This is a genomic window from Idiomarina sp. UBA3162, assembly GCF_002364475.1.
Taxonomy (GTDB): domain Bacteria; phylum Pseudomonadota; class Gammaproteobacteria; order Enterobacterales; family Alteromonadaceae; genus Idiomarina.
In genome coordinates, this window is the sequence record NZ_DEYI01000019.1 from 29,298 (window position 1) to 53,153 (window position 23,856).

General features: G+C 47.6%; 24 protein-coding genes. 17 read left to right on the forward strand and 7 right to left on the reverse strand.

Annotated features, from left to right (window positions below; genetic code table 11):
- Nucleotides 1-45: 45 nt before the first annotated feature.
- The gene (locus tag B2X00_RS02395) at nt 46-690 is read left to right on the forward strand and encodes a response regulator (protein WP_290486025.1); all 645 of its coding nucleotides are present in this window, start codon (nt 46-48) and stop codon (nt 688-690) included.
- On the opposite strand, the gene B2X00_RS02400 is transcribed toward B2X00_RS02395, so the two are convergent.
- The gene (locus tag B2X00_RS02400) at nt 664-3,999 is read right to left on the reverse strand and encodes a PAS domain-containing hybrid sensor histidine kinase/response regulator (protein ID WP_290485964.1); all 3,336 of its coding nucleotides are present in this window, start codon (nt 3,997-3,999) and stop codon (nt 664-666) included. The two genes, B2X00_RS02395 and B2X00_RS02400, sit on opposite strands and share 27 nt — an antisense overlap.
- A 2-nt stretch (nt 4,000-4,001) precedes the next feature.
- Nucleotides 4,002-4,625 carry a trimeric intracellular cation channel family protein gene (locus B2X00_RS02405; RefSeq protein ID WP_071464281.1) on the reverse strand — a complete coding sequence of 208 codons (624 nt, stop codon included), beginning with the start codon at nt 4,623-4,625 and terminating at the stop codon, nt 4,002-4,004.
- A gap of 132 nt (nt 4,626-4,757) precedes the next feature.
- On the opposite strand from B2X00_RS02405, the gene B2X00_RS02410 reads away from it, so the two are divergent.
- The 12 genes from B2X00_RS02410 (at nt 4,758) to B2X00_RS02465 (ending at nt 15,008) form a co-directional block, all read left to right on the forward strand.
- Nucleotides 4,758-6,278 (forward strand): sigma-54-dependent transcriptional regulator, encoded by a 1,521-nt coding sequence (locus B2X00_RS02410; protein WP_290485965.1) that lies wholly within the window; start codon nt 4,758-4,760, stop codon nt 6,276-6,278.
- A 135-nt stretch (nt 6,279-6,413) separates the two neighbouring features.
- Entirely contained in the window at nt 6,414-6,749 is a 336-nt protein-coding gene (yajC, locus tag B2X00_RS02415) for a preprotein translocase subunit YajC (RefSeq protein WP_071464168.1), read from the forward strand.
- Between the two features lie 24 nt (nt 6,750-6,773).
- The gene (gene secD, locus B2X00_RS02420; protein ID WP_290485966.1) at nt 6,774-8,618 is read left to right on the forward strand and encodes a protein translocase subunit SecD; all 1,845 of its coding nucleotides are present in this window, start codon (nt 6,774-6,776) and stop codon (nt 8,616-8,618) included.
- A gap of 8 nt (nt 8,619-8,626) precedes the next feature.
- Nucleotides 8,627-9,574: a protein translocase subunit SecF gene (gene secF / locus B2X00_RS02425; RefSeq protein WP_290486026.1), complete on the forward strand. Its 948-nt coding sequence runs from the start codon at nt 8,627-8,629 to the stop codon at nt 9,572-9,574.
- Nucleotides 9,575-9,590: 16 nt separating this feature from the next.
- On the forward strand, nt 9,591-10,373 hold the full coding sequence (gene yaaA / locus B2X00_RS02430) for a peroxide stress protein YaaA (RefSeq protein ID WP_290485967.1): 783 nt from the start codon (nt 9,591-9,593) through the stop codon (nt 10,371-10,373).
- A gap of 28 nt (nt 10,374-10,401) precedes the next feature.
- The gene (locus B2X00_RS02435; protein WP_290485968.1) at nt 10,402-11,277 is read left to right on the forward strand and encodes a DUF3014 domain-containing protein; all 876 of its coding nucleotides are present in this window, start codon (nt 10,402-10,404) and stop codon (nt 11,275-11,277) included.
- Nucleotides 11,277-11,879, forward strand: coding sequence for a lysophospholipid acyltransferase family protein (locus B2X00_RS02440; RefSeq protein ID WP_071464163.1), 603 nt, complete (start codon nt 11,277-11,279; stop codon nt 11,877-11,879). Before B2X00_RS02435 ends, B2X00_RS02440 begins: the two co-directional genes overlap by 1 nt.
- Complete coding sequence (locus B2X00_RS02445; protein WP_290485969.1) at nt 11,873-12,526, forward strand: GNAT family N-acetyltransferase; 654 nt, start codon at nt 11,873-11,875, stop codon at nt 12,524-12,526. The genes B2X00_RS02440 and B2X00_RS02445 overlap by 7 nt, the downstream gene beginning before the upstream one ends.
- A gap of 53 nt (nt 12,527-12,579) precedes the next feature.
- The gene (gene ribE / locus B2X00_RS02450; protein WP_071464161.1) at nt 12,580-13,044 is read left to right on the forward strand and encodes a 6,7-dimethyl-8-ribityllumazine synthase; all 465 of its coding nucleotides are present in this window, start codon (nt 12,580-12,582) and stop codon (nt 13,042-13,044) included.
- A gap of 16 nt (nt 13,045-13,060) precedes the next feature.
- On the forward strand, nt 13,061-13,480 hold the full coding sequence (nusB, locus tag B2X00_RS02455) for a transcription antitermination factor NusB (protein WP_006956365.1): 420 nt from the start codon (nt 13,061-13,063) through the stop codon (nt 13,478-13,480).
- Between the two features lie 30 nt (nt 13,481-13,510).
- Entirely contained in the window at nt 13,511-14,506 is a 996-nt protein-coding gene (gene thiL, locus B2X00_RS02460) for a thiamine-phosphate kinase (RefSeq protein ID WP_290485970.1), read from the forward strand.
- Nucleotide 14,507: 1 nt separating this feature from the next.
- Nucleotides 14,508-15,008 carry a phosphatidylglycerophosphatase A family protein gene (locus tag B2X00_RS02465; protein ID WP_290485971.1) on the forward strand — a complete coding sequence of 167 codons (501 nt, stop codon included), beginning with the start codon at nt 14,508-14,510 and terminating at the stop codon, nt 15,006-15,008.
- 5 nt (nt 15,009-15,013) lie between these two features.
- On the opposite strand, the gene dxs is transcribed toward B2X00_RS02465, so the two are convergent.
- The 3 genes from dxs to B2X00_RS02480 are packed head-to-tail and all read right to left on the reverse strand — an operon-like array spanning nt 15,014 to nt 18,002.
- On the reverse strand, nt 15,014-16,861 hold the full coding sequence (dxs, locus tag B2X00_RS02470) for a 1-deoxy-D-xylulose-5-phosphate synthase (RefSeq protein ID WP_290485972.1): 1,848 nt from the start codon (nt 16,859-16,861) through the stop codon (nt 15,014-15,016).
- A 14-nt stretch (nt 16,862-16,875) separates the two neighbouring features.
- Complete coding sequence (gene ispA / locus B2X00_RS02475) at nt 16,876-17,763, reverse strand: (2E,6E)-farnesyl diphosphate synthase (RefSeq protein WP_290485973.1); 888 nt, start codon at nt 17,761-17,763, stop codon at nt 16,876-16,878.
- Entirely contained in the window at nt 17,760-18,002 is a 243-nt protein-coding gene (locus B2X00_RS02480; protein WP_071464156.1) for an exodeoxyribonuclease VII small subunit, read from the reverse strand. The genes ispA and B2X00_RS02480 overlap by 4 nt, the downstream gene beginning before the upstream one ends.
- Nucleotides 18,003-18,174: 172 nt before the next feature.
- On the opposite strand from B2X00_RS02480, the gene pomA reads away from it, so the two are divergent.
- From pomA to B2X00_RS02500, 4 genes are all read left to right on the forward strand, one after another.
- Nucleotides 18,175-18,942 carry a flagellar motor protein PomA gene (pomA, locus tag B2X00_RS02485; RefSeq protein WP_071464155.1) on the forward strand — a complete coding sequence of 256 codons (768 nt, stop codon included), beginning with the start codon at nt 18,175-18,177 and terminating at the stop codon, nt 18,940-18,942.
- A gap of 5 nt (nt 18,943-18,947) precedes the next feature.
- Complete coding sequence (locus tag B2X00_RS02490) at nt 18,948-19,877, forward strand: flagellar motor protein MotB (protein ID WP_071464154.1); 930 nt, start codon at nt 18,948-18,950, stop codon at nt 19,875-19,877.
- A 71-nt stretch (nt 19,878-19,948) separates the two neighbouring features.
- Complete coding sequence (thiI, locus tag B2X00_RS02495) at nt 19,949-21,406, forward strand: tRNA uracil 4-sulfurtransferase ThiI (RefSeq protein WP_290485974.1); 1,458 nt, start codon at nt 19,949-19,951, stop codon at nt 21,404-21,406.
- A complete protein-coding gene (locus B2X00_RS02500) occupies nt 21,399-21,758 on the forward strand; it encodes a VanZ family protein (protein ID WP_253183643.1) in 360 nt (119 codons plus the stop codon). Before thiI ends, B2X00_RS02500 begins: the two co-directional genes overlap by 8 nt.
- Here the strand turns inward: B2X00_RS02500 and srmB are convergent.
- Both srmB and B2X00_RS02510 read right to left on the reverse strand, forming a co-directional pair.
- Nucleotides 21,755-22,969, reverse strand: coding sequence for an ATP-dependent RNA helicase SrmB (srmB, locus tag B2X00_RS02505; protein WP_290485975.1), 1,215 nt, complete (start codon nt 22,967-22,969; stop codon nt 21,755-21,757). The genes B2X00_RS02500 and srmB overlap by 4 nt on opposite strands.
- A 26-nt stretch (nt 22,970-22,995) precedes the next feature.
- On the reverse strand, nt 22,996-23,844 hold the full coding sequence (locus B2X00_RS02510) for a universal stress protein (RefSeq protein WP_290485976.1): 849 nt from the start codon (nt 23,842-23,844) through the stop codon (nt 22,996-22,998).
- Nucleotides 23,845-23,856 lie beyond the last annotated feature (12 nt).

The following is a 23,856-nucleotide window of genomic DNA, read 5'->3' on the forward strand; positions in this document are numbered from 1 at the left end:
TTAGCATGGTGGCATCAACAAATGCTTAATACGGTATTTAGCTCCATGGCACGTGCCATCATCGCAGACGACCATCCTATCTTTCGCGCGGCGATTAAACAGGCACTGGGTGAAACACTCGAATCTGACGTGTTAGAGGCGTCAACTTTCGCTCAGCTTGAGTCGCAGTTAAAGCAAAACCCACAACTTGAGCTAGTTTTTCTTGATCTGTCCATGCCGGGTAACGAAGGGTTGACTAGCTTAACATTATTGCGAAGTCAGTTTCCTGACGTGCTTGTGGTTATTGTCTCCGCCAATGAAAATGCCAATATTATTCGTCAGGCGATGGCTCTAGGGGCCAGTGCTTACATACCTAAATCGGTGCCATTACCGGAGTGGGCCTCGGCAGTGGAAACTGTGTTAGCGGGTGATAACTGGCTACCCGAAGGACTGGTGGACTTGACCGAGACCGATCAAGATGTGGTGAACTTTGCTCGCAGCTTAGAAAGTTTAACCCCTCAACAACTAAAAGTCTTAAAGGCGATTGCCGATGGACGCCTGAATAAACAAATCGCGTTTGATCTTGGTGTACAAGAAACTACCATCAAGCAGCATGTTTCTGCGATTTTAAGGAAACTCCATTGTGTCAATCGAACCCAAGCTGGGATTCTATTCAGGCAGATGTTATCCGCCTCGGATTCGCTTGAGTAAGCGTTTTAAAGCACCCACTTTAAGCGGTTTCGGGATAAAGTAGGCTTCAACTGACATCGCTGCTTGACGCACTGATTCCGTAGGATCTGCGGAATTAATAATGGCTGGTGTATCACTATTCCACTGTGTTCGAAGCATTTCGATGACTTCAACACCCGTCTGTCCATGGTTTAAGTGATAGTCAGCAAAAATTAAGTCGCATGCTGCTAACGACGTCAAGTCCCTCATGCCCTCAGCTGTTGTAACTTCGGCGCCCCAACCTTTTAGTAATTCACTGGTGGCAAACAGCACCTGAGGATCGTTGTCGACAACTAAAACATGAAAACCACTGAGTAATGGTTCGACGTTATCGGTCTCTTCGCCGATATCTGGATTAGATTGCGGAGGCAGTGCCGCAAGCGCATTGAAAGTAACCCCAAAAGCGGTGCCTTTGCCAACTACCGAACGCAACGTTAGCGGTAGGTTCATCAAGCGGCAAATACGTTCAACAATGGATAATCCCAGCCCCAAGCCTGGGTTATCACTCTCACTATGCAACTGATGAAACTCCTGAAAAATCTCTCTTTGCTTGTGCTCGGGAATACCGGGGCCGGTATCGATAACCCATACTGTGACTTGGCTACCTGCGCGTTTGCAACCCACCGTGATACGTCCTGTTTGAGTGTAGCGCAACGCGTTTGATAACAGATTTTGGAAGACACGAGTTAGCAGTCGGCGATCGCTACGCACGCGAACACGGCTCGTAATGAAGTGAAACGCTAATTGTTTGTCTTGCGCCATAAAACGGTAGCGCTCGACTAAAGGGTTGAGTACGGAGCTGAGCTCAAAGGTTTGGTACTCTGGTTTGAGGTGACCGCTATCCAGTTTTGTCATGTCTAACAGCATGGTGAGCAGTTCTTCGGCTTGTTCCAAGGACTGCTTTAAGTGATCGGCAATAGGACGCTGGCTGGCTGATGATTTGGCAACCAACATATCGGTGAAAAGGCTGGCTGCGTTAAACGGCTGCATTAAGTCGTGACTGACTGCAGCAAAAAAACGAGATTTACTGCGGTGCGCATGCTCTTCTGCTTGTTTGGCGATTAATAACTGCTCTGTGCGGTCTGCAACACGTTGCTCAAGCTCTTCATTGATTTGACGTAACTGGTTTTGCGCCGCTACTTTTTCTGTAATATCGCTGTAAGTGGTAACAAAACCACCACCAGGCATTGGGTTACCATGCAACTCGATGATTCTCTCACCTTGCTGGCGCTGGTAGGAGTAAGCGCTGCCTGACCTTAGGTAGCCTAAACGTTTTTGAATTTCCTTTTCGATGTCTGTTTCCTGCGAACTCAACATACCGCGTTGGGCATTAAAGCGAAGCAACTTTTCGACTGGGATACCGGTTTCTAACATCCCAGTCGGGTAGTCGAATATATCAGCATAGCGTTGGTTCCACGCCACCAAGCGAAGCTTTTGGTCGATCACACTAATACCTTGCGGAATATTCTCTACCGAAGCTTGCAAAAGCTCACGGTTAAATCGATAGAGTTTTGAGGCTTCGGCGGCCCAGTCCACCATCCGATCGACAGACAGGACGTGTTGTTCAGATACCGACTCTAATAATAGCCGGCTAGCCGATGTGCCTATCACCGCAGACAGTTCTCGTTCCACACGCACCATGACATCCGTGGGTACGATGGCGTGGTTATCTTGTGAAAATAAGTCGATATTCAGGCGACGCTGAATGATACGTAGTTGAGCATCAGTGTAGAACGTTGATAAAACCGTATAAAGCCGCGCCCAAGTGAGACTACCCGACTCAATGCTATCTTTTACGGTTGGCGCTGTAATGTTTGGGATTTGTGGGCGCAGTATGGAAAAGAACCAAAACACTGAAAAGTTCAGTGTTAAGCTCAATACCACACCGTCTGCAAGTTCGGTATCCAGCATCGGCTGTTGGGTGTTTAGGGCGGGCATCAGTAATTGCCAAACCCAGACGAGCCAACCGACAAGAATGCCGGCACTCACACCCAAACCACTGGCGCGAGGCCATAGCACGGTAGCCAGAATACCGGGTGCCAACTGAGCAAGTAAAGCCAACGCAATAAGCCCGGAGTTGACCAGCGGCAGCGATTCTAAGGTGAGCTGATAATAACCATAAGCCAACAACATGACTACAATAATAGTGGCACGGCGAATATTGAGGACTAGACGGGGAGATAGTCTCCGGCTCGGATGTTTGAATAGATGCAGCCAGCTTGGAATTACCACATCGTTAGACATCATGATACTGAGGGCTAATAAGGCTATGAGCACCATGCTTGTTGAAGCGGAAAGACCGCCAATAAAAGCGACAATACTAATGTCGGGGCGTTCTGCTATGATCGGCAGAGCCAACATAAACATGTCGGTATGAGCGTACTCCGGTGCTAGCACTAGCCCAGCTAGCGCAATAGGTAAAATGAAAAAGTTGATAGCGAATAGATAAAGTGGAAACGCCCATCGCGCGACTTTGAGTTCGTCAGGATGATTACACTCGATATAACTCACGTGAAATTGACGGGGGAGACAGAACATCGATAACGCCCCAAGACAGGCATACACAATAAAAATATAGATACCATCGGGGCGGCCCTCAAGAATCGTTTTTACTGAAGGCGCCGCTATACTTTGTTCGACTAAGTCCACCATGCCATCGAATAGGGACCAACATGCAAATGCGCCCACTATCATAAAAGCAACCAATTTAACGATAGATTCAAACGCCACGACGTCCATCAACCCATTATGTTGCTCCGCTAAAGACAAACGCCGAGTACCAAACAAAAACGCAAAACTAACCATCGCGAGTGTGACAAGCAGAGCTAAATCAAAGAATGTATTAGCGCCTGTTGCGACGCCCGTTAACGTGGTTACACTCGCGGTTACGGCTCGGAGTTGGAGTGAAATATAAGGCACAACGGCAACCAATGCGGTGATAGCGATAAAACCGGATAACATCGACGAGCGACCAAAATGACTACCGACTAAGTCGGCGATTGACGTGATGTTTTGCTGCTTGCAGTAGCTTAGCAAGCGGAGTTGAACACGGTGAAATACAAGGAAAACTAGAATTGCGCCAATGTAGGTGGGGGCAAAAGACCAACCATAAATTGCCGATTGGGTGACCGTGCCAAAAAACGCCCAAGAGGTACAATGAACACCTTGAGCCAACGCATATCGATAGGGTTTAACGCGTTTTCGGCTTAGATTATCGCCTCGGTAGGCGATGAAAAATAGCAGGCAAAGGTAAGCGACCGCAATCGCGATAATCCAGCCGATAGATAGCATGGCTAATGATGCTCGTGTTCTTTAAACACAGGTAAAGACCATTGGTATCGGATAGCCCCGAGCCTCACAACGAGCGTGGCTAGCATACTTGCTGCCAATGCAGTGACAGGAAAGTAAGGCACTAAAACCGTATAAATCGTTGCGCCGATGATGCAAGTCGTTGCATAGAGCTCACTTTTCAAAACCATCGGGACATCGCGCGCTAATACATCGCGCAGCATGCCGCCAAAGCATGCTGATACTGTGCCCATGATCACAGCGATGAAAGGGGTAAAGCCTGCTGCCAAGGTTTTTTGAGCGCCCATGGTTGCGAAAAAAGCGAGGCCAAAGGCGTCAGCGACTAACAGGGTGTTGATAGGGATGTAAGACTTGAATCTCAGCCACACGATAGTGAGCAATGCAACGGCAACGATGACATAAATATACGTCGGGTCGTGCGTCCAGAATACGGGTAAACCTAAGATTAGATCGCGCGTCGTACCACCACCAATGGCTGTTGCAGAAGCGAGAATAATGACACCAAATCCGTCCATTTTTTTACGGAACGCAAGTAATGTACCTGCTACCGCAAATACAGCGACACCCGCTAAGTCAGTTAGGTAAAATAGTAAGTCAATTGAGGACATTTTGATCGAGGCGCTTTCGGACACAAAATAAAGTCAACAGTGCCATAGATTCGATTAGAAATGTAGCAGTTTTTAAGGTAGCACAGTATTATGGTGCAAGAGACGACGATAATGCTTAAGGACTAGCAAATTATGGATATAGCCGATATAAAAACACAGCACGCGCATGACTCTCTGGATAAGCAGCAATCTGTTGTTCCTATGTTAGTGATTGCGCTCCATCCTAACGCTAATCGTGTTGGTGAGGTGGCTCCACTGCTAGACTTAGACCGAGAAGGGCGCGGCTATGTGAGTCGCAATCGGCCTGAATTTTCTAAAAATGGTTATGCTGGAAAGCCGTTGGCTGATCCGCACATTAGTCGCTCGCCATTGATTATTCAAAAGGACTCAGACGATCTTTACCGGGTTCGTGCCCATAGCACGAGCACCGAGGTAACGATTCCGGGTCGCTCGTTGCAGCAAGAGTATTTGCTTACGTCTGACGATATACACGAGGGCGTCATTCTTACCTTGAGTAACAAGGTCGTATTGCTGCTTAAATTTTTACCGCTACAACACATGCTGGTTCCCGATGACAACCTTATTTTAGGCATTAGTCCAGATATAGCCGCCGTCAGAGAGAAAGCTAAGAATATCGCGCGTCTTAATTTGCCTGTCATGATCCGTGGTGCAGCGGGTGTTGGCAAAGAGCATATTGCACGCAGTATTCATGATTACAGTGACCAAGCCGACGAGCCTTTTATTTCCGTGAACGTTGCTGCCATTCATGACGCGGTTGCAGAAGAAGAGTTGTTTGGCGTTGTGCGAAATGGACAGCGACGAAAAGGATGGCTCGAGCAAGCGGGGCACGGCACTATTTTATTGGAAGATCTTGAGGATGCTTCGGAGAAAGTCCATGAGTTAATATTCAAAGCGTTTAAAGCACAAAAAGTGCTCGCAATGAATGACTCAAACCCTGTGGCGTTAAAATGTCGCTTTATGCTGACCAGCACGTATGACAATTGTCCTGAAAATAAAAGTTCGCTGCTTTGGCGGTTAAACAACCTATTATCGGCATATCAACTGTTTGTACCTAGTTTAATCGAGCGGCGTGAAGATATCGGTTTGCTATTTATTCACTTTGTCAGTGAACAATGGGCCCGCGTTCACGTGAAGAAGAGTTTTGATGTGGAAGTGCCGACTGAGCTCATGGTGCAGCTGCTGATGTTTAACTGGCCCGGTAACGTAAGACAACTACGTAATGTTGCTCGACAAATTGTGATTGATAGTCGTGACAAGGAACGCTTATATTTAGACCCGCAGTTGCTCAGTATACTTGCTTCTAAGCAAGAGTTGCCTGGCCCAAGCAGCACCAAGAAAGTGACTAAATCGCGCAAACCTAATAGCGTCAGTAAAGATGAGCTCATTGAATCGTTACAAAATAACCGTTTTGAACTACAAGCGACGGCACGTGAGCTTAATATTTCTCGTGCTTCAGTTTATCAGTTGATTCAACGCTTTGATGGTATTCACACAGCTCAAGACTTGGGCGAAGCGACCATCCGCGAGCACTACGAACGTTATAGTGGTGACACGGAGAAAATGATGTGGGCGTTGAAAGTTTCGCAGGTTGGTTTACGCCGTCGCTTAAAAGCGATGGGACTTGAAATCTAGGTTGAGTGCTAGGCATATAAAATGCGGTAAAAATCCGATAAACTGTAGCGCTAGCACTTGCAATTAAAAAATCAGCCCTCATCTGAAATGAGTGGCGTTCAATTATTATAAAGCAACATCAATCGAGGAAACATTATGAGTTTTTTTATTAGCCCTGCATACGCGCAAGATGGTGCAGCTGCTCAAGGTGGCGGCATGGAATTGATCATCATGCTGCTATTATTCGGTTTGGTATTTTATTTCTTGATTTACCGTCCACAAGCCAAACGCATGAAGCAGCATAAAGAGCTCATTAGTTCGCTTAGCAAAGGTGATGAAGTACTCACTCAAGGCGGCATGGTTGGCAAAATTACTAAAGTAAGTGACGACAAAGATTTTATCGTCATCGCACTAAGTGAAGAAATGGAAGTGACTGTTCAGAAAGCAGCAGTTACCTCAGTTCTTCCAAAAGGTACAATGAAGTCTCTCTAATAGAAAATGTAAGGTAGGCACGACGTGTTAAATAAATACCCGTTGTGGAAAAACCTGCTCGTAATTTTCGTTATTTTGTTGGCAGCGCTGTATGCGCTGCCTAACATTTACGGCGAAGATCCCGCAGTTCAAATTTCCGCAGATCGTCAAGCAACAGTAGATGCCTCAACGCTTGATTTAGTACGTGAAACGCTCAAGTCAGAAGACATCTCACCCAAATCTGTTGCGCTTGAGGAAGAACAAGTACTCGTACGACTGAGCTCCGATAAAGAGCAACTGCAAGCGCGTGAAGCACTCAATAAGCGCTTAGGTGAGCACTATATTGTTGCACTTAACTTAGCACCCGCGACGCCAGGCTGGTTAAAAAGCATTGGCGCAGAACCCATGAAGCTGGGCCTAGATTTACGTGGCGGCGTTCATTTCTTGATGGAAATCGATATGAACGAAGCCATGCGCAAAATTCTCGATGGTATGAAAGATACTATCCGAAGTTCTTTGCGCGAGGAGCGTATTCGTTACACCAATGTAGGTGTTGAAGATAATGCTATTAACGTTGAGCTCCGTTCAGATGAAGACTTTCAGCAAGCCGAGGCGTATCTTGATGGACGCTATCAAGGCTACCAGATGTTGGCGGATGCGGAGACCAATACGATTCGCATGCAAATGACCGAGCAAAAGCTTGCTGAAACCCGTGACTATGCGGTATCCCAAAACATTACCATTATGCGAAACCGGGTTAACGAACTTGGCGTTGCTGAACCCGTTATTCAACGTCAAGGCGCTAATCGTATTGTGGTTGAATTACCAGGCGTACAAGATACGGCTCGGGCAAAGGAAATCTTAGGTGCGACCGCGACACTTGAATTCCGCCTTGTTGATACCGAAAACGATGTCCGTGACGCAGTGAATGGTCGCGTACCGTTTGGTAGTGAGCTACTCCCGTCGCGTAACGGTGGTCCACAACTGTTAAAAGAAGATGTGATTCTAACAGGTGACCACATTGTTAATGCAGGCGTTGGTTACGATGAATACAATCGTCCACAGGTCAATATTGAGCTCGACGGTGTGGGCGGCGACAAGATGTCACTGGCGACTAAAGATAATGTTGGCCAGCCTATGGCGACCGTTTTCATGGAATATGAATCAACCGGCGAACGCGATGCTGAGGGTAACCTGCAATTTAATAAGAAAGCAGAAGTCGTCAGTGTGGCAACCATTCAATCTCGTTTGGGCAGCAGCTTCCGTATCACCGGTGTAGGTCCGCAAGAAGCGCAAAACCTTTCGCTCTTGCTTCGTGCGGGTGCGTTGATTGCGCCGATTCAAATTGTTGAAGAACGGACGGTGGGTCCGAGCTTGGGCCAACAAAACATCGATGCCGGTACACAGGCGATTATTTGGGGCTTGGTGCTAGTGCTGCTGTTTATGGTGCTGTACTACCGCAAGTTTGGCATTGTTGCGGATGTCGCCTTGGCTACGAACATCATTTTGATTATCGGTGTGATGTCGATGATTCCGGGCGCAACACTCACCTTACCGGGAATGGCGGGTATCGTCTTGACGGTCGGTATGGCGGTCGATGCCAACGTGCTGATATTCGAGCGGATTAGAGAAGAAATTCGTGCTAAACGCAGTCCTCAGCAGGCGATTCATCATGGTTATGATAGTGCCTTGTCGACCATCGCTGATGCGAACATCACTACGTTGATCGCTGCGATCATCCTTTTTGCGGTAGGTAATGGACCGGTTAAAGGGTTCGCCATCACATTGGCAATCGGTATTATCACGTCGATGTTTACCGCTATTGTCGGTACGCGAGCGATTGTTAACTCCATTTGGGGTGGCAAGCGTCTTAGCAAGTTATCAATTTAGGGTGAATGATGAGACAGTTAATTAATACAAAAGAACGCATAGGATTCATGCGCTTTCGTGGAGTATTTGCACTCATCAGTGGCTTGCTCCTTATCGCGTCAATCGTGTCACTATCGGTCAACAAACTGAATTTTGGTTTGGATTTTACCGGCGGTACCTTGATTGAGGTTGGCTTTCCACAAGCGGCTGACCTCGACCAGGTGCGCAGCACTCTTGAGTCGGGCGGCTTTGATGATGCCGTTGTTCAAAACTATGGTACTCAGCAGGATCTGTTGATTCGCCTTGAACCACGTGAAGGTGTTAAAGCCGAAGAGCTTGGGACGCAGATCTTAACGACTTTGCGCGACAATATTGATTCGTCCATTGAGATGCGTCGTATCGAATTCGTTGGTCCTAATGTGGGTGACGAGTTCGTTGAGCAAGGTGGTTTAGCTATGCTGACCGCGTTGATATGTATCTTGATTTACATCGCGATGCGATTCGAATGGCGTTTGGCCGTAGGTGCCGTATCCGCCCTGGCCCACGATGTCATTTTGACCTTGGGGTTATTCTCAGTATTAGGACTTGAGTTTGACTTGACCGTGCTTGCTGCATTGCTTGCAGTCATTGGTTATTCGATAAACGATACCGTGGTGGTATCAGACCGTGTGCGTGAGACGTTCCGGAAGTACGCTAAGCTGACACCAACGCAGGTTATTAACCGAGCGTTAACGGATACCATGAGTCGAACTTTAATTACTTCATTAACCACTATTTTAGTGTTGTTGGCGCTGTTCTTTGTTGGTGGACAATTGATCCATGGCTTCGCTACTGCGTTATTATTTGGTGTGATTGTGGGTACTTACTCATCGATCTTCGTGGCAAGTAGCGTGGCACTTACGCTGGGAGTCAGTCGTGATGACCTCATGCCAACTGAAGTTGAAAAAGAAGGTGCGGATCAGGATCCGCTGCAATAGTTGATAGGAGAACAATATGCTCGCGGTACTTTCACCGGCCAAGAATTTAGATTATGAATCCGAACATCTTGCGGTTGAGGCAACGCAACCTCGGTTGCTTGACGAGGCTGAAACGCTGGTTCAACGTTGCCGCGAGCTGACTCCACAGCAGCTTGGGTCACTGATGAAAATCAGTGACAAATTGGCAGGCTTAAATGCGGCTCGGTTTACCGAGTGGACTCGTCCTTTTAACGAGGAAAATGCGCGACCTGCTATTTACGCATTTAATGGCGATGTTTACGCGGGCTTAGATGCTGATTCGATGACTCACGAAGAGGTGCGTTCAGCGCAACAGCAACTGAGAATTTTGTCCGGGCTATACGGTTTATTGAGACCGCTCGATCTGATGCAGCCTTATCGTCTTGAGATGGGCACAAAGTTAGATAATCACCGGGGTAAAAATCTCTATGAATTTTGGGGCGACCAAATTACTGAAATGCTCAATGCGGATTTGAAGCAAACGGGTAGCGATGTATTGGTTAACTTGGCTTCGAACGAGTACTTTTCGTCAGTGAACAAAAAAGCGTTGAATGCCGAGCTGGTTACGCCGGTATTTAAGGATGAGAAAAACGGCCAGTTTAAGGTGATCAGCTTTTATGCGAAGAAAGCACGTGGGCTTATGGCTCGCTTTATGGTGAACCAAAAGCCTGAAAGTGTGTCTGATTTAAAAGCGTTTAACTACGCGGGCTACCGTTTTTCAGAGTCTGAATCGAGTGGAAAAGAACTTGTATTCATGCGCGCTGAAAGCGATCGACCATAATCTATTGCAACAATGAGGACCGCAGGGCATGGCAGAACACGATAATTATCCTGATAAAGAAAGCAGTAGCAACACCGCTCGCTGGGTCGTTGCAGTTATTGTTGTCGCTATTATTATTGGTGGCGTTAGTTGGTGGATGTTGAGCGGTTCGAACAATACGGAGCCTAAACAGTCTCAAAGTATGGAGTTGCCGAAGCAGCCTGAAGAAGCGCCTGCGGTCGAGCCGAAGGAGCCCGAACCACAGCCGGAGCCCGAGCCTGAACCTGAACCGGTAGCGACACCGGAGGAGAACGTTGAAGAGCCTGAAGAGCCAGAGCCGGCTATCACGTTACCTGAACTGAATGAAAGTACACCGACGGTGCTACAGGAGTTAGACAATAGCGGTGTCGAGATTCAGCCACTTAAAAGCTCGCAACTGATTAAAGATGCAGTGGTAATTATCGATAACCTAAGAAATGGTATGCTGGTAACCGATAGAACGGTAGTACAGCGTCCAGACGGTCGTTTTTCCGTCATCGAAGTTGAAGGTGATTTATACATCGATGAACAGAGCTACCAGCGCTACGATCCTATTGTGGACTGGTTTACCAGTCTCAATGCGGAAGCATTAGTGGATAACTACCAGTTATTTAAGCCGCTGTTTCAAGAAGCTTACGGTGAGATCGGCTATCCAGACAGTGAGTTTAAAAATGCGGTTATCGAAGCTATCAATGTGCTGCTCGAGACGCCTGTGCCAGAATCTTTGGTGCAAGTAGATGACGATAGTGTCATGTATACTTATCATGATTCGTCATTGGAGGCGTTGCCGCCGGCTCAAAAGCAACTTTTGCGCATGGGTCCTAAGAATATTGAGCGAATCAAAGCTAAGTTAAGAGAAGTAAAAGCAGCGTTCAGAGAGAATTAATGACAGAAAATAAAGATGTAATACCGAGTAATTTGGAAGGCGATTTCCCATCACAAGGAAATCGCTTTTCGCGTTGGGTAGGCCGTGTCGGTATGCGGTTAATGGGTGGCTGGAAAATTAATGGCTCAATGCCGGATACTCGGCAAGCGATCATTCCCATCGCACCGCATACATCAAACTGGGATTTTCCGGTGGGCGTGTTTGTCATGCTCGCGCTAGGTCTAAAATTGAATTACTTGGGTAAGGCCAGTTTGTTTCGCTTTCCGATTAAAGGGCTAATGTTAAAACTGGGCGGGATTCCCATAGACCGTTCGGCAGCTAACGGCGTTGTTGGCAGGATGGTTGAGGAATTTAAGATGAAACACGAACTCGTGTTAGTGATTACACCTGAGGGAACTCGCAAAAAAGTTAAGCAATGGAAGTCGGGTTTTTTGCATATTGCAAAACAGGCGAATGTTCCGGTCGTGCCAGTGGCTATGGACTTTGCTCGTAAGGCAATCGATATTGGTCCAGCGATGATGATCAATGGTGAAATAGAGCGTGAATTAGAGCGTGTGAAAGGCTTCTTTGCACATGCACGGGGCAAGCGCGCCCAATGTTAATTCAGCGTACCGCAACAGTACTTATTATTGTTTTTTCTCTAGCCTTGAGTGTAGGCGTACAAGCCGCCGACTTTTGGCAAGACGATTGGTCGATGGCTCAAGGAACTGAGTCACCACGACTCAAAATTGAAGCGTTAGAAAGTGCTGATGCGGGTGCTATTTACCGAACTTACATGGACTCGCAGCCATGGTTGTACGAACAATTAGGGTGGAGTTGGCCGAGTAGCAAAACATCCGAAGAACAAAACACATCGATGGTTCAGCATATGCTGAAGCAGATGAAACGTAAGGCGGGGTTTAGCTTCGTTGTCACTGATAAGCAGACGCAACAGGTTGTTGGTATGCTGTTTTTTGCGCCGGTCTCATCAGAGCGAGCTAACGGTGCAGCACTGGATGCCAGCCGCTTTCATGCTGAAGTGACATGGTGGCTAGGGCAGGATGCAATTGCGCGTAGTTTGCATAATGATTTATTTGCCCTGACTACCGATTGGTTGAGGGCCAGCTGGCCATGGGCGCAAGTGCTGTTTCCTGTTGCAGAGTCCAATCAGTCGGCGTTGGCAGTCCTCGAAAATAGTGCTGCGCGTAAAGTAGCAACGAACAGGGACACCCGAGAAGTATTTTATTCCTACACGTTAGCCCGAAAATAACGTTAAAATGTGATATTATTTGCGCATTATTGAGATTACAAGGAATTCCAAGCATGCATATCATTGAGGGTGGCATTAATGCACCTGGCAAAAAATTTGCCATTATCGTGTCTCGTTTTAATCACTTTGTTGTTGAAAGCCTCTTACAAGGCGCTGTTCAGACATTGAAGCAATATGGCCAGGTAGCCGACGATGACATTACTGTTGTGCGCGTTCCTGGAGCCTATGAAATTCCGGTGACAGCAAAGCGTTTAGCAGAATCTGGCAAATATGATGCGATTATTGCTGTAGGCGCTGTTATTCGAGGTGGTACGCCTCACTTTGATTTTGTCGCCGGCGAGAGCAACAGTGGTTTAGGCCGTGTTGCAATGGAGTTTGGTCTTCCAGTGGCGTTTGGCATCATCACAACAGATACTCTGGAACAAGCCATCGAGCGCAGCGGTTCAAAAGCCGGTAATAAAGGCTCTGAAGCAGCACTGAGTGCGTTAGAGATGGTTAACGTCTTGGATAAGATTTAACAGGAACGCATTAAGAATGAAACCAGCAGCACGCAGAAAAGCGAGAAAGCTTGCAGTACAAGCGGTATATTCATGGCAGTTATCGCAAAACACGTTTAATGAGATCGAAGCACAGTTCCTGACAGACAACGACACCAGTAAAGTCGATGTCGATTACTTTTTAGAGTTGCTTCGTGGCGTGGGCGCGTTTTACAAAAGCTTAGATGAGGCAATTGCGCCTTACCTTGACCGTCCTATTAGTGAACTCGATCCGGTAGAGCTAGCGGTATTACGTATTGCCGCCTATGAACTACGTGAACGCTATGATGTTCCGTACAAGGTAGCGATCAATGAAGCCATCGAATTAGCGAAGTCCTTTGGTGCTGACGATAGTCACCGGTTTGTTAACGGTGTACTCGACAAGGCTGTCGATGCACTGAGACCTGCTCGCCAATAATATAAGAGCGGCTTGCCGCTCTTTTTCCTTATGACAAATACTCCAAAACTCGACGAATTTAACCTCATTGAGCACTACTTTAAAGCTGAATCTTATCGCGGCGACGTTATTGTTGGCGTCGGTGATGATGGTGCGGTGACCGAAGTGCCCGAGGATCATCAATTGGTCACCGTGACCGATACAATGGTAGAGGGTGTGCATTTTGACAAGAATACACCACCCCGTGCCATCGGTCATAAGCTTGTGGCTGTCAACTTAAGCGACTTAGCAGCGATGGGAGCAGCACCAAGCTGGGGCAGCTTGGCGCTTACTTTACCCGCTATTGATGAAGATTGGCTAAATGACTTTAGCGAAGGGCTAAAGGAAATTTCACATTATTACGAGTGTGACCTCGTGGGTGGCGATACAACGCGCGGGCCTTTGACGTTAACTTACACAGCACAAGGGGTACTGCCCAAGGGAACAGCGATTCGCCGCGACCAAGCTAAAGCTGGAGACTGGCTTTATGTCAGTGGTTCGTTAGGTGATGCGGGTCTGGCATTACGTCTATTGCAGGGTGACCTTTCGACTACACACCGCCACTTACAGACGCTTGTGAATCGACTGCACTATCCTACGCCACGTGTCGCGCTGGGGCAGTTACTCCGAGGCGTCGCCAACAGTTGTATTGACGTTTCTGATGGGCTGTTGGCCGACCTCTCCCATCTGTTACCCAAGCATGGCCAGATGGGCGTTCAACTTGAGTTGGATAAACTGCCATTGTCGCTGGCGCTGACCGAGACTCTCGATTTAGATGATGCCTTTTCATTAGCTTTAACCGCAGGCGATGACTATGAGCTCCTATTCACTGTGCCAGAGCAGAATAGGGGGCGATTAGAGACCATCACTTCACATTTGAAAGATAAACCCGTTTGTATCGGACGCATCGTTAAAGATGAGCAACGTGAAGTCACCATGACTTATCATGGTGAGCATTGGCAGCTCCCGGATATGAAACTCGGCTATAATCATTTTGGAACGTCATAGTATGCGCCGCTTCCCAGGCCTTTCACTCGCGAACCCCGTTGACCTATTAGCGCTTGGCTTTGGTTCGGGGTTAGCCCCCAAAGCACCGGGTACGTTCGGCACACTCGCAGCAGTACCTTTGGTTTATCTGATGTTGTGGCTTGATGTCACGAGCTACAGTGTTATTACAGCGGTCTGCGCGGTGTTGGGTATCTACATCTGTCGTAGCGCAGCCGACAAGATGGGGGTGCACGACCATCCGGCGATTGTTTGGGATGAGTTTGTCGGGTTAATGTTTACTATGTGGGCTCTGCCCGCTAATTTGGGACTTTTAGTGCTAGGGTTTCTGGTGTTTAGAATCTTCGATATCTTGAAGCCTTGGCCAATAAGTTGGCTCGACAAACGTTTGCGTGGCGGGTCTGGCATCATGTTAGATGATGTACTTGCGGGGATTGCGAGTAATATTGTCTTGCAACTCATACTCGCTACTCAAATCGGTAGCGACTGGTTAACAGCCGCTTAATACCATTACTGTTTTAGATGAGCCTGAATGCGCGCTTTAATCGTTTCCTGGGTAAGCCCTAGCTCTTTCTTAACCTCGTTTTGGCTACCATGTTTGATAAACTCATCAGGTAAACCGATATTCAATGTTTGAACAGTTAAGCCAGCTTCGGCAAGCGACTCGTTTACAGCACTGCCTGCGCCACCGGCCGTTGCATTCTCTTCAAGCGTTACCAACAACTGGTGTTCGTCAGCTGCTTTGACAATCGCCTGTTTATCGATAGGTTTAACAAAGCGCATATCGATAACTGTTGCATCAATTGCTTCGGCGACCGCAATGGCTTCTGGCAATAGCGTGCCGAAGTTAAGGATAGCGACTTGTTTACCGTCGCGCACTGGTTTTGCTTTACCTACTTCGAGCAAGTTATCGCGTTCTCTTAAGGTAACCCCCGTGCCGCTACCCCGTGGATAACGTACAGCAGCAGGTCCTTGATAATGATAGCCCGTGAACAGCATGTCGCGGCATTCTTGCTCGTCGCTTGGGGTCATCACGACCATGTTCGGAATACAGCGTAGATAGCTTAAGTCAAACGCGCCTTGGTGTGTAGGACCATCGGCCCCGACAATACCTGCGCGATCAATGGCAAATAAAACATCCAAATTCTGAAGTGCGACATCATGTATGACCTGGTCATAAGCTCGTTGCAAGAAGGTCGAGTAAATGGCAACAACGGGTTTAAATCCAGCAATAGCAAGTCCAGCGGCATAGGTGACACTGTGTTGCTCAGCGATGGCCACATCAAAATACTGGTCGGGATAAAGCTTAGAGAACTTAACCATACCGGAACCTTCGCGCATCGCCGGTGTAATCGCCATCAATTTTGTGTCTTCTTGCGCGTGGTCGCAAAGCCAATCACCAAACACTTCGGAGTAGCTTGGTATGCCCGGCTTTTTACTCGGCAGTGTTGACTGCGCGGGATCAAACTTGGGCACGCCATGGTAGCCAATCGGGTCAGCCTCTGCGGGACGGTAGCCCTTACCTTTTTGAGTCACCACGTGAAGCAGTTGCGGGCCACGCAAGTGTTTCATATTTTTGAGTGTTTCGACCAGTGTGTCTACATCGTGTCCATCAATGGGGCCAATATAATTGAAACCCAACTCTTCAAATATAGTACCCGGCGCCATCATGCCTTTCATATGTTCTTCGGCGCGGCTCGCCAAATGGTGTATCGGCGGTAATGGTTTGAGTAGCTTTTTACCTTGTTCACGAATTTTCGTGTAAAAGCGGCCAGACAGCAAACGTGCAAAGTGTTGATTTAATGCACCGACATTCTCTGAGATGGACATGTCGTTGTCGTTTAATACGACTAACATATCGGGTTTGATGTCGCCCGCATGGTTCATGGCTTCGAATACCATACCGGCAGTCATAGCGCCATCACCAATAATGGAAACGACTTTTTCATTAGAACCGGAGCGTTGTGCTGCTACTGCTATCCCTAAAGCCGCTGAAATAGAGGTGCTGGAATGACCTACGGACAACACATCGTATTCGCTTTCCTCGCGCCAAGGAAAAGGGTGTAACCCGTCCTTTTGACGGATTGTGTGCAACTGCTTCTTACGACCAGTGAGTATCTTATGTGGGTAAGCTTGGTGACCCACATCCCAAACCAACTTATCCTGCGGTGTGTTATAGACATAATGTAGAGCTACAGTCAGCTCAACAGTACCCAGCCCCGATGCCAAGTGTCCGCTACTGCGGCTGACAGAGTCTAATAAGTATGCACGAACCTCGTCGCAAACTGATTTTAATTGATGCGTAGGTAATCTGCGCAAGTCTGTTGGGTATTCAATACCGTCTAATAATTTGGTCATAAGTCTCGTATTGCTTAATGATCCCGCCGCAGCAAGATCTCAGAAAATGTTTCTAGTTTTTGGGTATTGTACGGGATCTTGTTAAGTGACAGTAGTGCTTGTTGGTGTAATGACAGCAGTTTTTCGTTCGCTCCGTCAAGCCCAAGTAACGCAACGTAAGTTGCTTTATGGTGTGCCTGATCAGAACCTTGCGGCTTACCCATGACCTCTGTATTGCCTACGACGTCTAGTATGTCATCGTAAACTTGGTAGGCGAGTCCTATCCAACTGGCAAAGTCGCAAAAGTCAGACAGATACTGTTGACTGCTTTCACTGCCCGACAATGCGCCTAATGCTGCAGACGCGCGGATCAGTGCGCCGGTTTTGTGTCGATGAATCGACTCCAGGGCTTGCTCATCAATGGGTTGTCCCGTTGCGTTCAGATCCAGTGACTGCCCTAAACACATACCGTTAGCACCGCTTGCTTGAGCCAGTTGTTGAATCATAGCGATGCGGCGAGCAGCAGGTAACGTTGTGTTGTGTGTCGAGCTTAATACCTCGAACGCCAGTGTTTGCAGCGCATCACCCGCTAATATAGCGGTCGCCTCGCCAAATTTAATATGGCAGGTGGGATGGCCTCTGCGCAGTTCATCATCATCCATGGCTGGTAAATCGTCATGGATTAATGAGTAAGCATGGATAAGCTCAACCGCGCAGGCTGCATCGAGCGCATCATCGGGTTTAGCGCCACAGAGTTCTGCTACTGTCATCGTTAAATAGGGACGAATGCGCTTCCCGCCCAATAATACGCCGTACGCCATTGCTTCTTTTAATGCGCTTGAGGCTAGGCTTGCCTCAATTAATTGGTTGAGTCTTCGGTCAACGTTTTCGCGGACATCGGCTGTAAACTGCTTAATATTCACTCCCGCGCCTCACCTTGCTGTTCGGTAAGTACTTGCTCACCATTTTTTTCGAGTAAGGTGGCGACTTTTTGTTCGGCGTTTTGCAACTGCGTTTGGCTCAAGCGCGAGAGTTTAACTGCTTGCTCAAACTTTTCGAGTGACGTTTCCAAGGGAAGGTCGCCTTGTTCAAGCTCGTTAACTAACTGCTCAAGCTGTTGCAGTGCTTGTTCGAAAGAGAGGTTTTCTTCCTTTTTAGTCATAGTACGTCACCTTTAGTCTTAACATAGGCTCATTATCATATAAAGAAACTCGAATGTCAGCCGATGATCAATGCGTGGTTTACTTAATTTTACAATATGGGTTGCCACGTTGAGTGGGATGTTTAAAATTGAGCGAGTAGCCAAATTTACCGCGTCAAGTGGAGGAAGCTGAGTGGATATAGCAACGCTGGTAGGGATCATTGGAGCCATAGGCTTTGTCATTGCCGCAATGATACTAGGTGGTGACCCCGGTCTTTTCATCGACACTCAGTCAGTATTGATTGTTGTGGGTGGCTCCTTGTTCATCGTCATGGCCAACTTTCCACTGCAACAATTCTTTGCTACCGGCAAAGTCGTGGTGAAAGCGTTCTTCTTTAAGATCGAGCATCCACAAGAGCTGATTGATAGCGCTGTCGAGATGGCAGATTCAGCGCGTAAAGGTGGATTTCTCGCGTTAGAAGAAGCCGAAATACCCAACCCGTTTTTTAGAAAAGGGGTCGATATGCTCGTTGATGGGCACGACGCCGAAGTCGTTAAGCAAACGCTCAGTAAAGATATCGGTATGAGTTTCTCACGCCATGAGGAAGGAGCTCGGTTCTTCAAAGTGTTGGCAGACGTGGCACCTGCTATGGGGATGATTGGTACCTTGATTGGTCTGGTTGCGATGTTAGCAAATATGGATGATCCGAAAGCAATTGGTCCCGCGATGTCTGTCGCGTTGTTGACGACGTTGTATGGTGCCTTCTTGGCAAACGTCATCGCCATTCCGATTGCGAACAAATTGGTACTGCGTGCTGAACAAGAAAAACTCAATCGGCAATTAATTCTAGATGCGATTTTAGGTATTCAGGACGGCCAGAACCCGCGAGTCATTGAGGGGTTGCTGCGTAACTACCTTGCTGAATCAAAACGCGTTACCGACGGTAGCGAGGAAGAATAGCGCTTATGGCTGCAGCAGACGATCAAGAAGAATGCCGTTGCCCACCACCTGGGCTTCCCATGTGGATGGCGACTTTTGCCGATTTAATGACACTATTGATGTGTTTCTTTGTGCTGCTACTAGCCTTTTCCGAAATGGATGTATTGAAATTCAAGCAAATTGCCGGGTCCATGAAGTACGCCTTGGGTGTACAAAATAAAATCGAAGTAAAGGATATCCCTAAAGGCACAAGTGTCATTGCGCAAGAATTTCGCCCCGGACGACCCGAGCCAACACCTATCGAAACGATTCAGCAGCAGACCGTCGAGATGACTCAGCAGATGTTGGAGTTTCAGGAGGGTGAGTCTGACTTTGCAGGCGGTCAACAGACTGAACGTGGCGGTCAGCAAGCAGATAGTAGTGAGGATAAAAAAGCGGCAGAAAGTTCAAAAACGGCACCTGCTATGGAAGAGGAGGTTAAGGAGCTGATGGAGCGTATCCGCGAGCAGCTGAATGATAATATCAAAGCGGGCACGCTCGAACTCGAGCAGTTGGGTCAGCAAATAATAATCCGAATTAAAGAAAATGGCTCCTTCCCCGAGGGATCGGCCTTTTTGCAGCCACAGTTTAAACCGGTCATTCGTGAAGTGGCTCAAGCATTAAAGGATATTCCTGGAGAGATTACGATTTCTGGTCATACGGACAACCAACCATTGGTTTCTGAAATGTACAGTTCTAAATGGGATCTATCGGCTAAACGTGCCGTTGCGGTCGCTGAGGAAATGACAACGGTTGAGGGGTTTGACCAATCGCGGCTAGTGACGATGGGCTATGCAGATACCAAACCTATAGTTCCTAATAACTCAGCATCTAACCGTGCGCTTAACCGACGCGTAGATATTGCTATCATGCAAGGTAAGGCAAAAGAGTCCGATCCAGTTGATGTAATTGAGTAGCTTAACTAGCTCGAAGGACCAAAAAATCGTATAATTGGTGGTTTTTATACCAAGCGGAAACTGAGGCCACCATGAAGTTCGTTGTACGGTTGCATGCCGAAATCACCATCAAAAGCCGATCAGTCCGGAAACGTTACGGCAAAGTATTAACGAATAACCTTAGGAAGGTTTTAGCCGATATTGATTCTGGGCTATATGTCAAATGGCTATGGGACCGTATCGAAGTTAGCACCGCTGCTGATGACGATCAGGCGCGCCAGGCGATCATTGATAAACTCTCGTGCACGCCAGGAATATCTTGGTTCGCAGAAGTAATTGAACGCCCATTAGATGAGTTTGAGGCATTGTCTGAGTGGGTTGCTCAGTTTTGGTTAGAAAAAATTGCCCAGCAAACTTTTGCCGTTAGGGTCAAACGTAAAGGTCATCACGATTTCTCTTCGCAGCAACTTGAACGCTATATCGGCGGCTACCTTTTGGAGCATCAACCCTCGGCTCGAGTCCAGTTGAAGTCACCTGAGCATGAAATCACCCTGCAGATTATTGAACAGAATATTCAATTAGTGGGTGAACGGCGACAAGGTCTAGGCGGTTTTCCAATTCCAACGCAAGAAACTGTTTTAAGTTTAATGAGCGGTGGGTTTGACTCGAGCGTTGCGAGCTTTGAATTTATTCGTCGAGGGGCGCGCACTCACTTTTGCTTTTTTAATTTAGGTGGCGACGCGCACGAGGTGGCCGTTAAGCAAATTTGTCACTACCTTTGGGAACGCTTTACTAAGTCGCACCCGATCAAGTTTGTCAGTGTTGATTTTGCGCCTATCGTCGAAGATATTTTAACCAACGTCGATAATGGAGCGATGGGCGTTGTTTTGAAGCGACAAATGCTCCGAGCTGCAACACGGGTCGGCTACTTCTTAAAAGCGCAGGCGCTAGTGACCGGTGAGGCCATTGGCCAAGTCTCGAGTCAAACCTTAGCGAACTTACAGGTTATCGATAAAGCCACCGATACACTGGTTTTGCGTCCGTTGATTACCGCAGATAAGCAGACCATCGTTGATCAAGCTAAACGCATCGGCACCGAAGCGTTGGCGAAAACCATCCCTGAGTACTGTGGTGTTATCTCCAATAAGCCGACGGTGAAAGCAAACGAACAGGCGATTCTGGCTGAGGAAGAGAAACTTGATATGAACCTTATCGAGCACGTGGTTCGTAATGCGCAAGTATTAAGCATGCAGGATATTGCGGATGCTGCTCAACAACAAGTTCAGTTAAAGCAAACCGAGTCCGATAAGCCCAAAGTTATCGTCGATATACGTACCGCAGAGGAAATCGAGGATGACCCGTTAACGACGTCATTGAACGTGATCGAAATGCCATTCTTTAAGGTTCAGTCAGAGTTTGTAAAACTGGATGACTCAAAACACTATCTATTATATTGTTCGCAGGGTGTGATGAGTAAAATGCAAACGTTGTTACTGCAGGAAGCAGGGTACGATAACGTTTCGGTGTATGAAGGACAGGACGTTGAGTAACCTAAATACCTCCCGCATGTTGGCACGTGCGATTTTTGTAAGTCTATTAGTGGTCATTACGATTGCGTTCTTATGGCAATTTCCGAGCCATGAAGCAAGTCGGATGATCCCTCACGCTGACAAGTGGGTTCACTTTACCGCGTTTTTCTTACTGAGTGTGACGTTACATAAGGCGTTCGACTTATCGGGGAAAATCGCTATTGCGCTACTATTAATCTATGGTTGCGCGATAGAAGTTATTCAGTATTACATTCCGGGCAGAGGTTCTGACGTGATGGACTGGCTTGCTGATGCAGCAGGTGTGGTCGCCTACTTCTCTTTGCTTTGGTTATATCGAAAGCGCCGTAATTAACGGCGCTTTTTAGTTTTCTTCGCTTGTTTCTTCTTTTTAACACGCTTTTTGTCTGTTGATGGAAACTTATATTGAGGTTTAAGACCATCAATGACTCGACGATCGAGGCGGTGTTCCATATAGCGCTCAATCTTACCGAGTAACAGTGCATCATGCGCTTCCACAAGAGACACCGCAAGACCCTTTTGTCCGGCACGAGCGGTACGACCAATACGGTGGACATAAACGTCAGCTTGCTTTGGTAAGTCGTAGTTAATCACCAACTTAATTTCATCGATATCGAGTCCACGCGAGGCGACATCGGTAGCCACTAACACTGCATTGTCACGACGTTTAAATTCAATAATCTTTTGCTGGCGTTCAGCATGGGGCAAGTCACCACGTAAAAACATGACGGGTACATCGACAGATTGCAGGAAGCTGGCTAACGCCTGCACACGTTCACGCGTGCGCGCAAAAATAATTGAGCGGCCTGGATGCTGCTTTAACAGAGCGAGCAGTAACTGGCGTTTATGCTCGTCTGTATCGGCTAGGTAGACTTGTTCGATAATTTTACCGCGCTCTCGCTTAGGCGGTGTAACTTCTACCAGCTCTGGTTCATTAAGCAAAGAGCGCGAGAAAGCTGCAACGCCCTCGCTGTCTATCGTGGCTGAACATAAAATAGCATGCTGGCGGTTTCGGGCATGCATAGCGATATCTTTAACTACGTCCTTAAAGCCCATGTCCAACATGCGGTCTGCTTCATCAATAACCAGCCACTCGACGGCTTCGAGTTCGTATTGCTCTGCTTCTAGCAAGTCCAATAAGCGTCCGGGGGTAGCGATAACGAGATCATGACTCTGTTCGAGTCGGTTCAACTGGCTACCGTAATTAACCCCACCTGTCACCACAATCGACGTAAGCTTGGTAAGCTCACGAAACATTTCGGCTTGTTGATAGATTTGCTCTGCAAGCTCGCGCGTAGGAGCCATTATCAGAGCGCGCGCAGGGCCTGGCTGCTTACGGGGAAAATCAATCATGTGCTGCAAAACGGGCAGCAAAAACGCTAAGGTTTTACCCGTACCGGTCGGCGAACTGATCAACAGATCGTGACCATCCATTGCGGCCGGCAAAGCCGCTTGCTGAACCTTGGCAGGCTTATTTAGACCTGCTGCTTTGAGCACTGATATCAGTGCATCATCAAGCTCTAATTCTTGCCAATCTGGCGTCATTCAAAGAGTTCCTAAGGTGTATATAATTAACGAAGTAGTAAAACCGGTGTTGTAGCGCGAGATAGCACCTTTGATGTGGTGCTTCCCATAAACAACTGGCGTAACTTTGAGTGGCTGTAGGCCCCCATAATGAGCATGTCGATATTACGCTCTTGTTGAATATCGCGCAAAGTTGATTCAACTTCACCGGCTCTGATTTCATAGCTCACTTGGTGACGAAATTCTTGTAAATGACTGACCGCAGCTTCGACCGATGCGTTCGCGTCAGCTGTCGCCGCACCCACCATAACGACATGAATGGGCATACCGACGAACAGCGGAGATTCAGCCAACATCTTGACGCCTTTACGAGAAACGTCACTACCATCGAAGGCAAGCATTACATTGGTCGGCGCTTTATAGTTTTCCGGCACCGCTAAAATAGGGCGACGAACATTGCGCACGATGGTCTCAATTTGATGACCTAAACGATCGCTGTCACAGGTCTCCGCACCGTGTAAGCCAATTACCAATAATCGCAGCTCATCTTCGAGTGTCGCAAGTGACTCGGCTAAGTCGCCATGTCTTTGGCGTAAATGCACATCATCTGCGCCCATTTCTTCAGCATAACTTTTTGCCGCTTCAAGTAGATGATGACCATGCTCCAAGGCGAGTTTATTACGACGCTCATCAAGTTCGGCAAGTTCTTCAAGTAACGACTCTCGGCTACCTAAGCCAATATTTCCTGTCATATCCGAGTTGACGGGGTAACGCAGCTCATCTAATACGTGAAATAATGTCAATGGTGTTTGCAGCCGCTGAGCAGACCATGTGGCATACTGTGTAACCGCATGCGCCATGCGTGATTCATCAATACAAGCGATAACGTGTTTCATACGACTTACCTT

What these genes read in the sequence shown, in the direction of transcription:
- B2X00_RS02395 (WP_290486025.1), top strand. Translation starts at nt 46, where the DNA reads ATGGCACGTGCCATCATCGCAGACGACCATCCTATCTTTCGCGCGGCG.
- B2X00_RS02400 (WP_290485964.1), bottom strand. Translation starts at nt 3,999, where the DNA reads ATGCTATCTATCGGCTGGATTATCGCGATTGCGGTCGCTTACCTTTGC.
- B2X00_RS02405 (WP_071464281.1), bottom strand. Translation starts at nt 4,625, where the DNA reads ATGTCCTCAATTGACTTACTATTTTACCTAACTGACTTAGCGGGTGTC.
- B2X00_RS02410 (WP_290485965.1), top strand. Translation starts at nt 4,758, where the DNA reads ATGGATATAGCCGATATAAAAACACAGCACGCGCATGACTCTCTGGAT.
- yajC (WP_071464168.1), top strand. Translation starts at nt 6,414, where the DNA reads ATGAGTTTTTTTATTAGCCCTGCATACGCGCAAGATGGTGCAGCTGCT.
- secF (WP_290486026.1), top strand. Translation starts at nt 8,627, where the DNA reads ATGAGACAGTTAATTAATACAAAAGAACGCATAGGATTCATGCGCTTT.
- yaaA (WP_290485967.1), top strand. Translation starts at nt 9,591, where the DNA reads ATGCTCGCGGTACTTTCACCGGCCAAGAATTTAGATTATGAATCCGAA.
- B2X00_RS02435 (WP_290485968.1), top strand. Translation starts at nt 10,402, where the DNA reads ATGGCAGAACACGATAATTATCCTGATAAAGAAAGCAGTAGCAACACC.
- B2X00_RS02440 (WP_071464163.1), top strand. Translation starts at nt 11,277, where the DNA reads ATGACAGAAAATAAAGATGTAATACCGAGTAATTTGGAAGGCGATTTC.
- B2X00_RS02445 (WP_290485969.1), top strand. Translation starts at nt 11,873, where the DNA reads ATGTTAATTCAGCGTACCGCAACAGTACTTATTATTGTTTTTTCTCTA.
- ribE (WP_071464161.1), top strand. Translation starts at nt 12,580, where the DNA reads ATGCATATCATTGAGGGTGGCATTAATGCACCTGGCAAAAAATTTGCC.
- nusB (WP_006956365.1), top strand. Translation starts at nt 13,061, where the DNA reads ATGAAACCAGCAGCACGCAGAAAAGCGAGAAAGCTTGCAGTACAAGCG.
- thiL (WP_290485970.1), top strand. Translation starts at nt 13,511, where the DNA reads ATGACAAATACTCCAAAACTCGACGAATTTAACCTCATTGAGCACTAC.
- B2X00_RS02465 (WP_290485971.1), top strand. Translation starts at nt 14,508, where the DNA reads ATGCGCCGCTTCCCAGGCCTTTCACTCGCGAACCCCGTTGACCTATTA.
- dxs (WP_290485972.1), bottom strand. Translation starts at nt 16,861, where the DNA reads ATGACCAAATTATTAGACGGTATTGAATACCCAACAGACTTGCGCAGA.
- B2X00_RS02480 (WP_071464156.1), bottom strand. Translation starts at nt 18,002, where the DNA reads ATGACTAAAAAGGAAGAAAACCTCTCTTTCGAACAAGCACTGCAACAG.
- B2X00_RS02490 (WP_071464154.1), top strand. Translation starts at nt 18,948, where the DNA reads ATGGCTGCAGCAGACGATCAAGAAGAATGCCGTTGCCCACCACCTGGG.
- thiI (WP_290485974.1), top strand. Translation starts at nt 19,949, where the DNA reads ATGAAGTTCGTTGTACGGTTGCATGCCGAAATCACCATCAAAAGCCGA.
- srmB (WP_290485975.1), bottom strand. Translation starts at nt 22,969, where the DNA reads ATGACGCCAGATTGGCAAGAATTAGAGCTTGATGATGCACTGATATCA.
- B2X00_RS02510 (WP_290485976.1), bottom strand. Translation starts at nt 23,844, where the DNA reads ATGAAACACGTTATCGCTTGTATTGATGAATCACGCATGGCGCATGCG.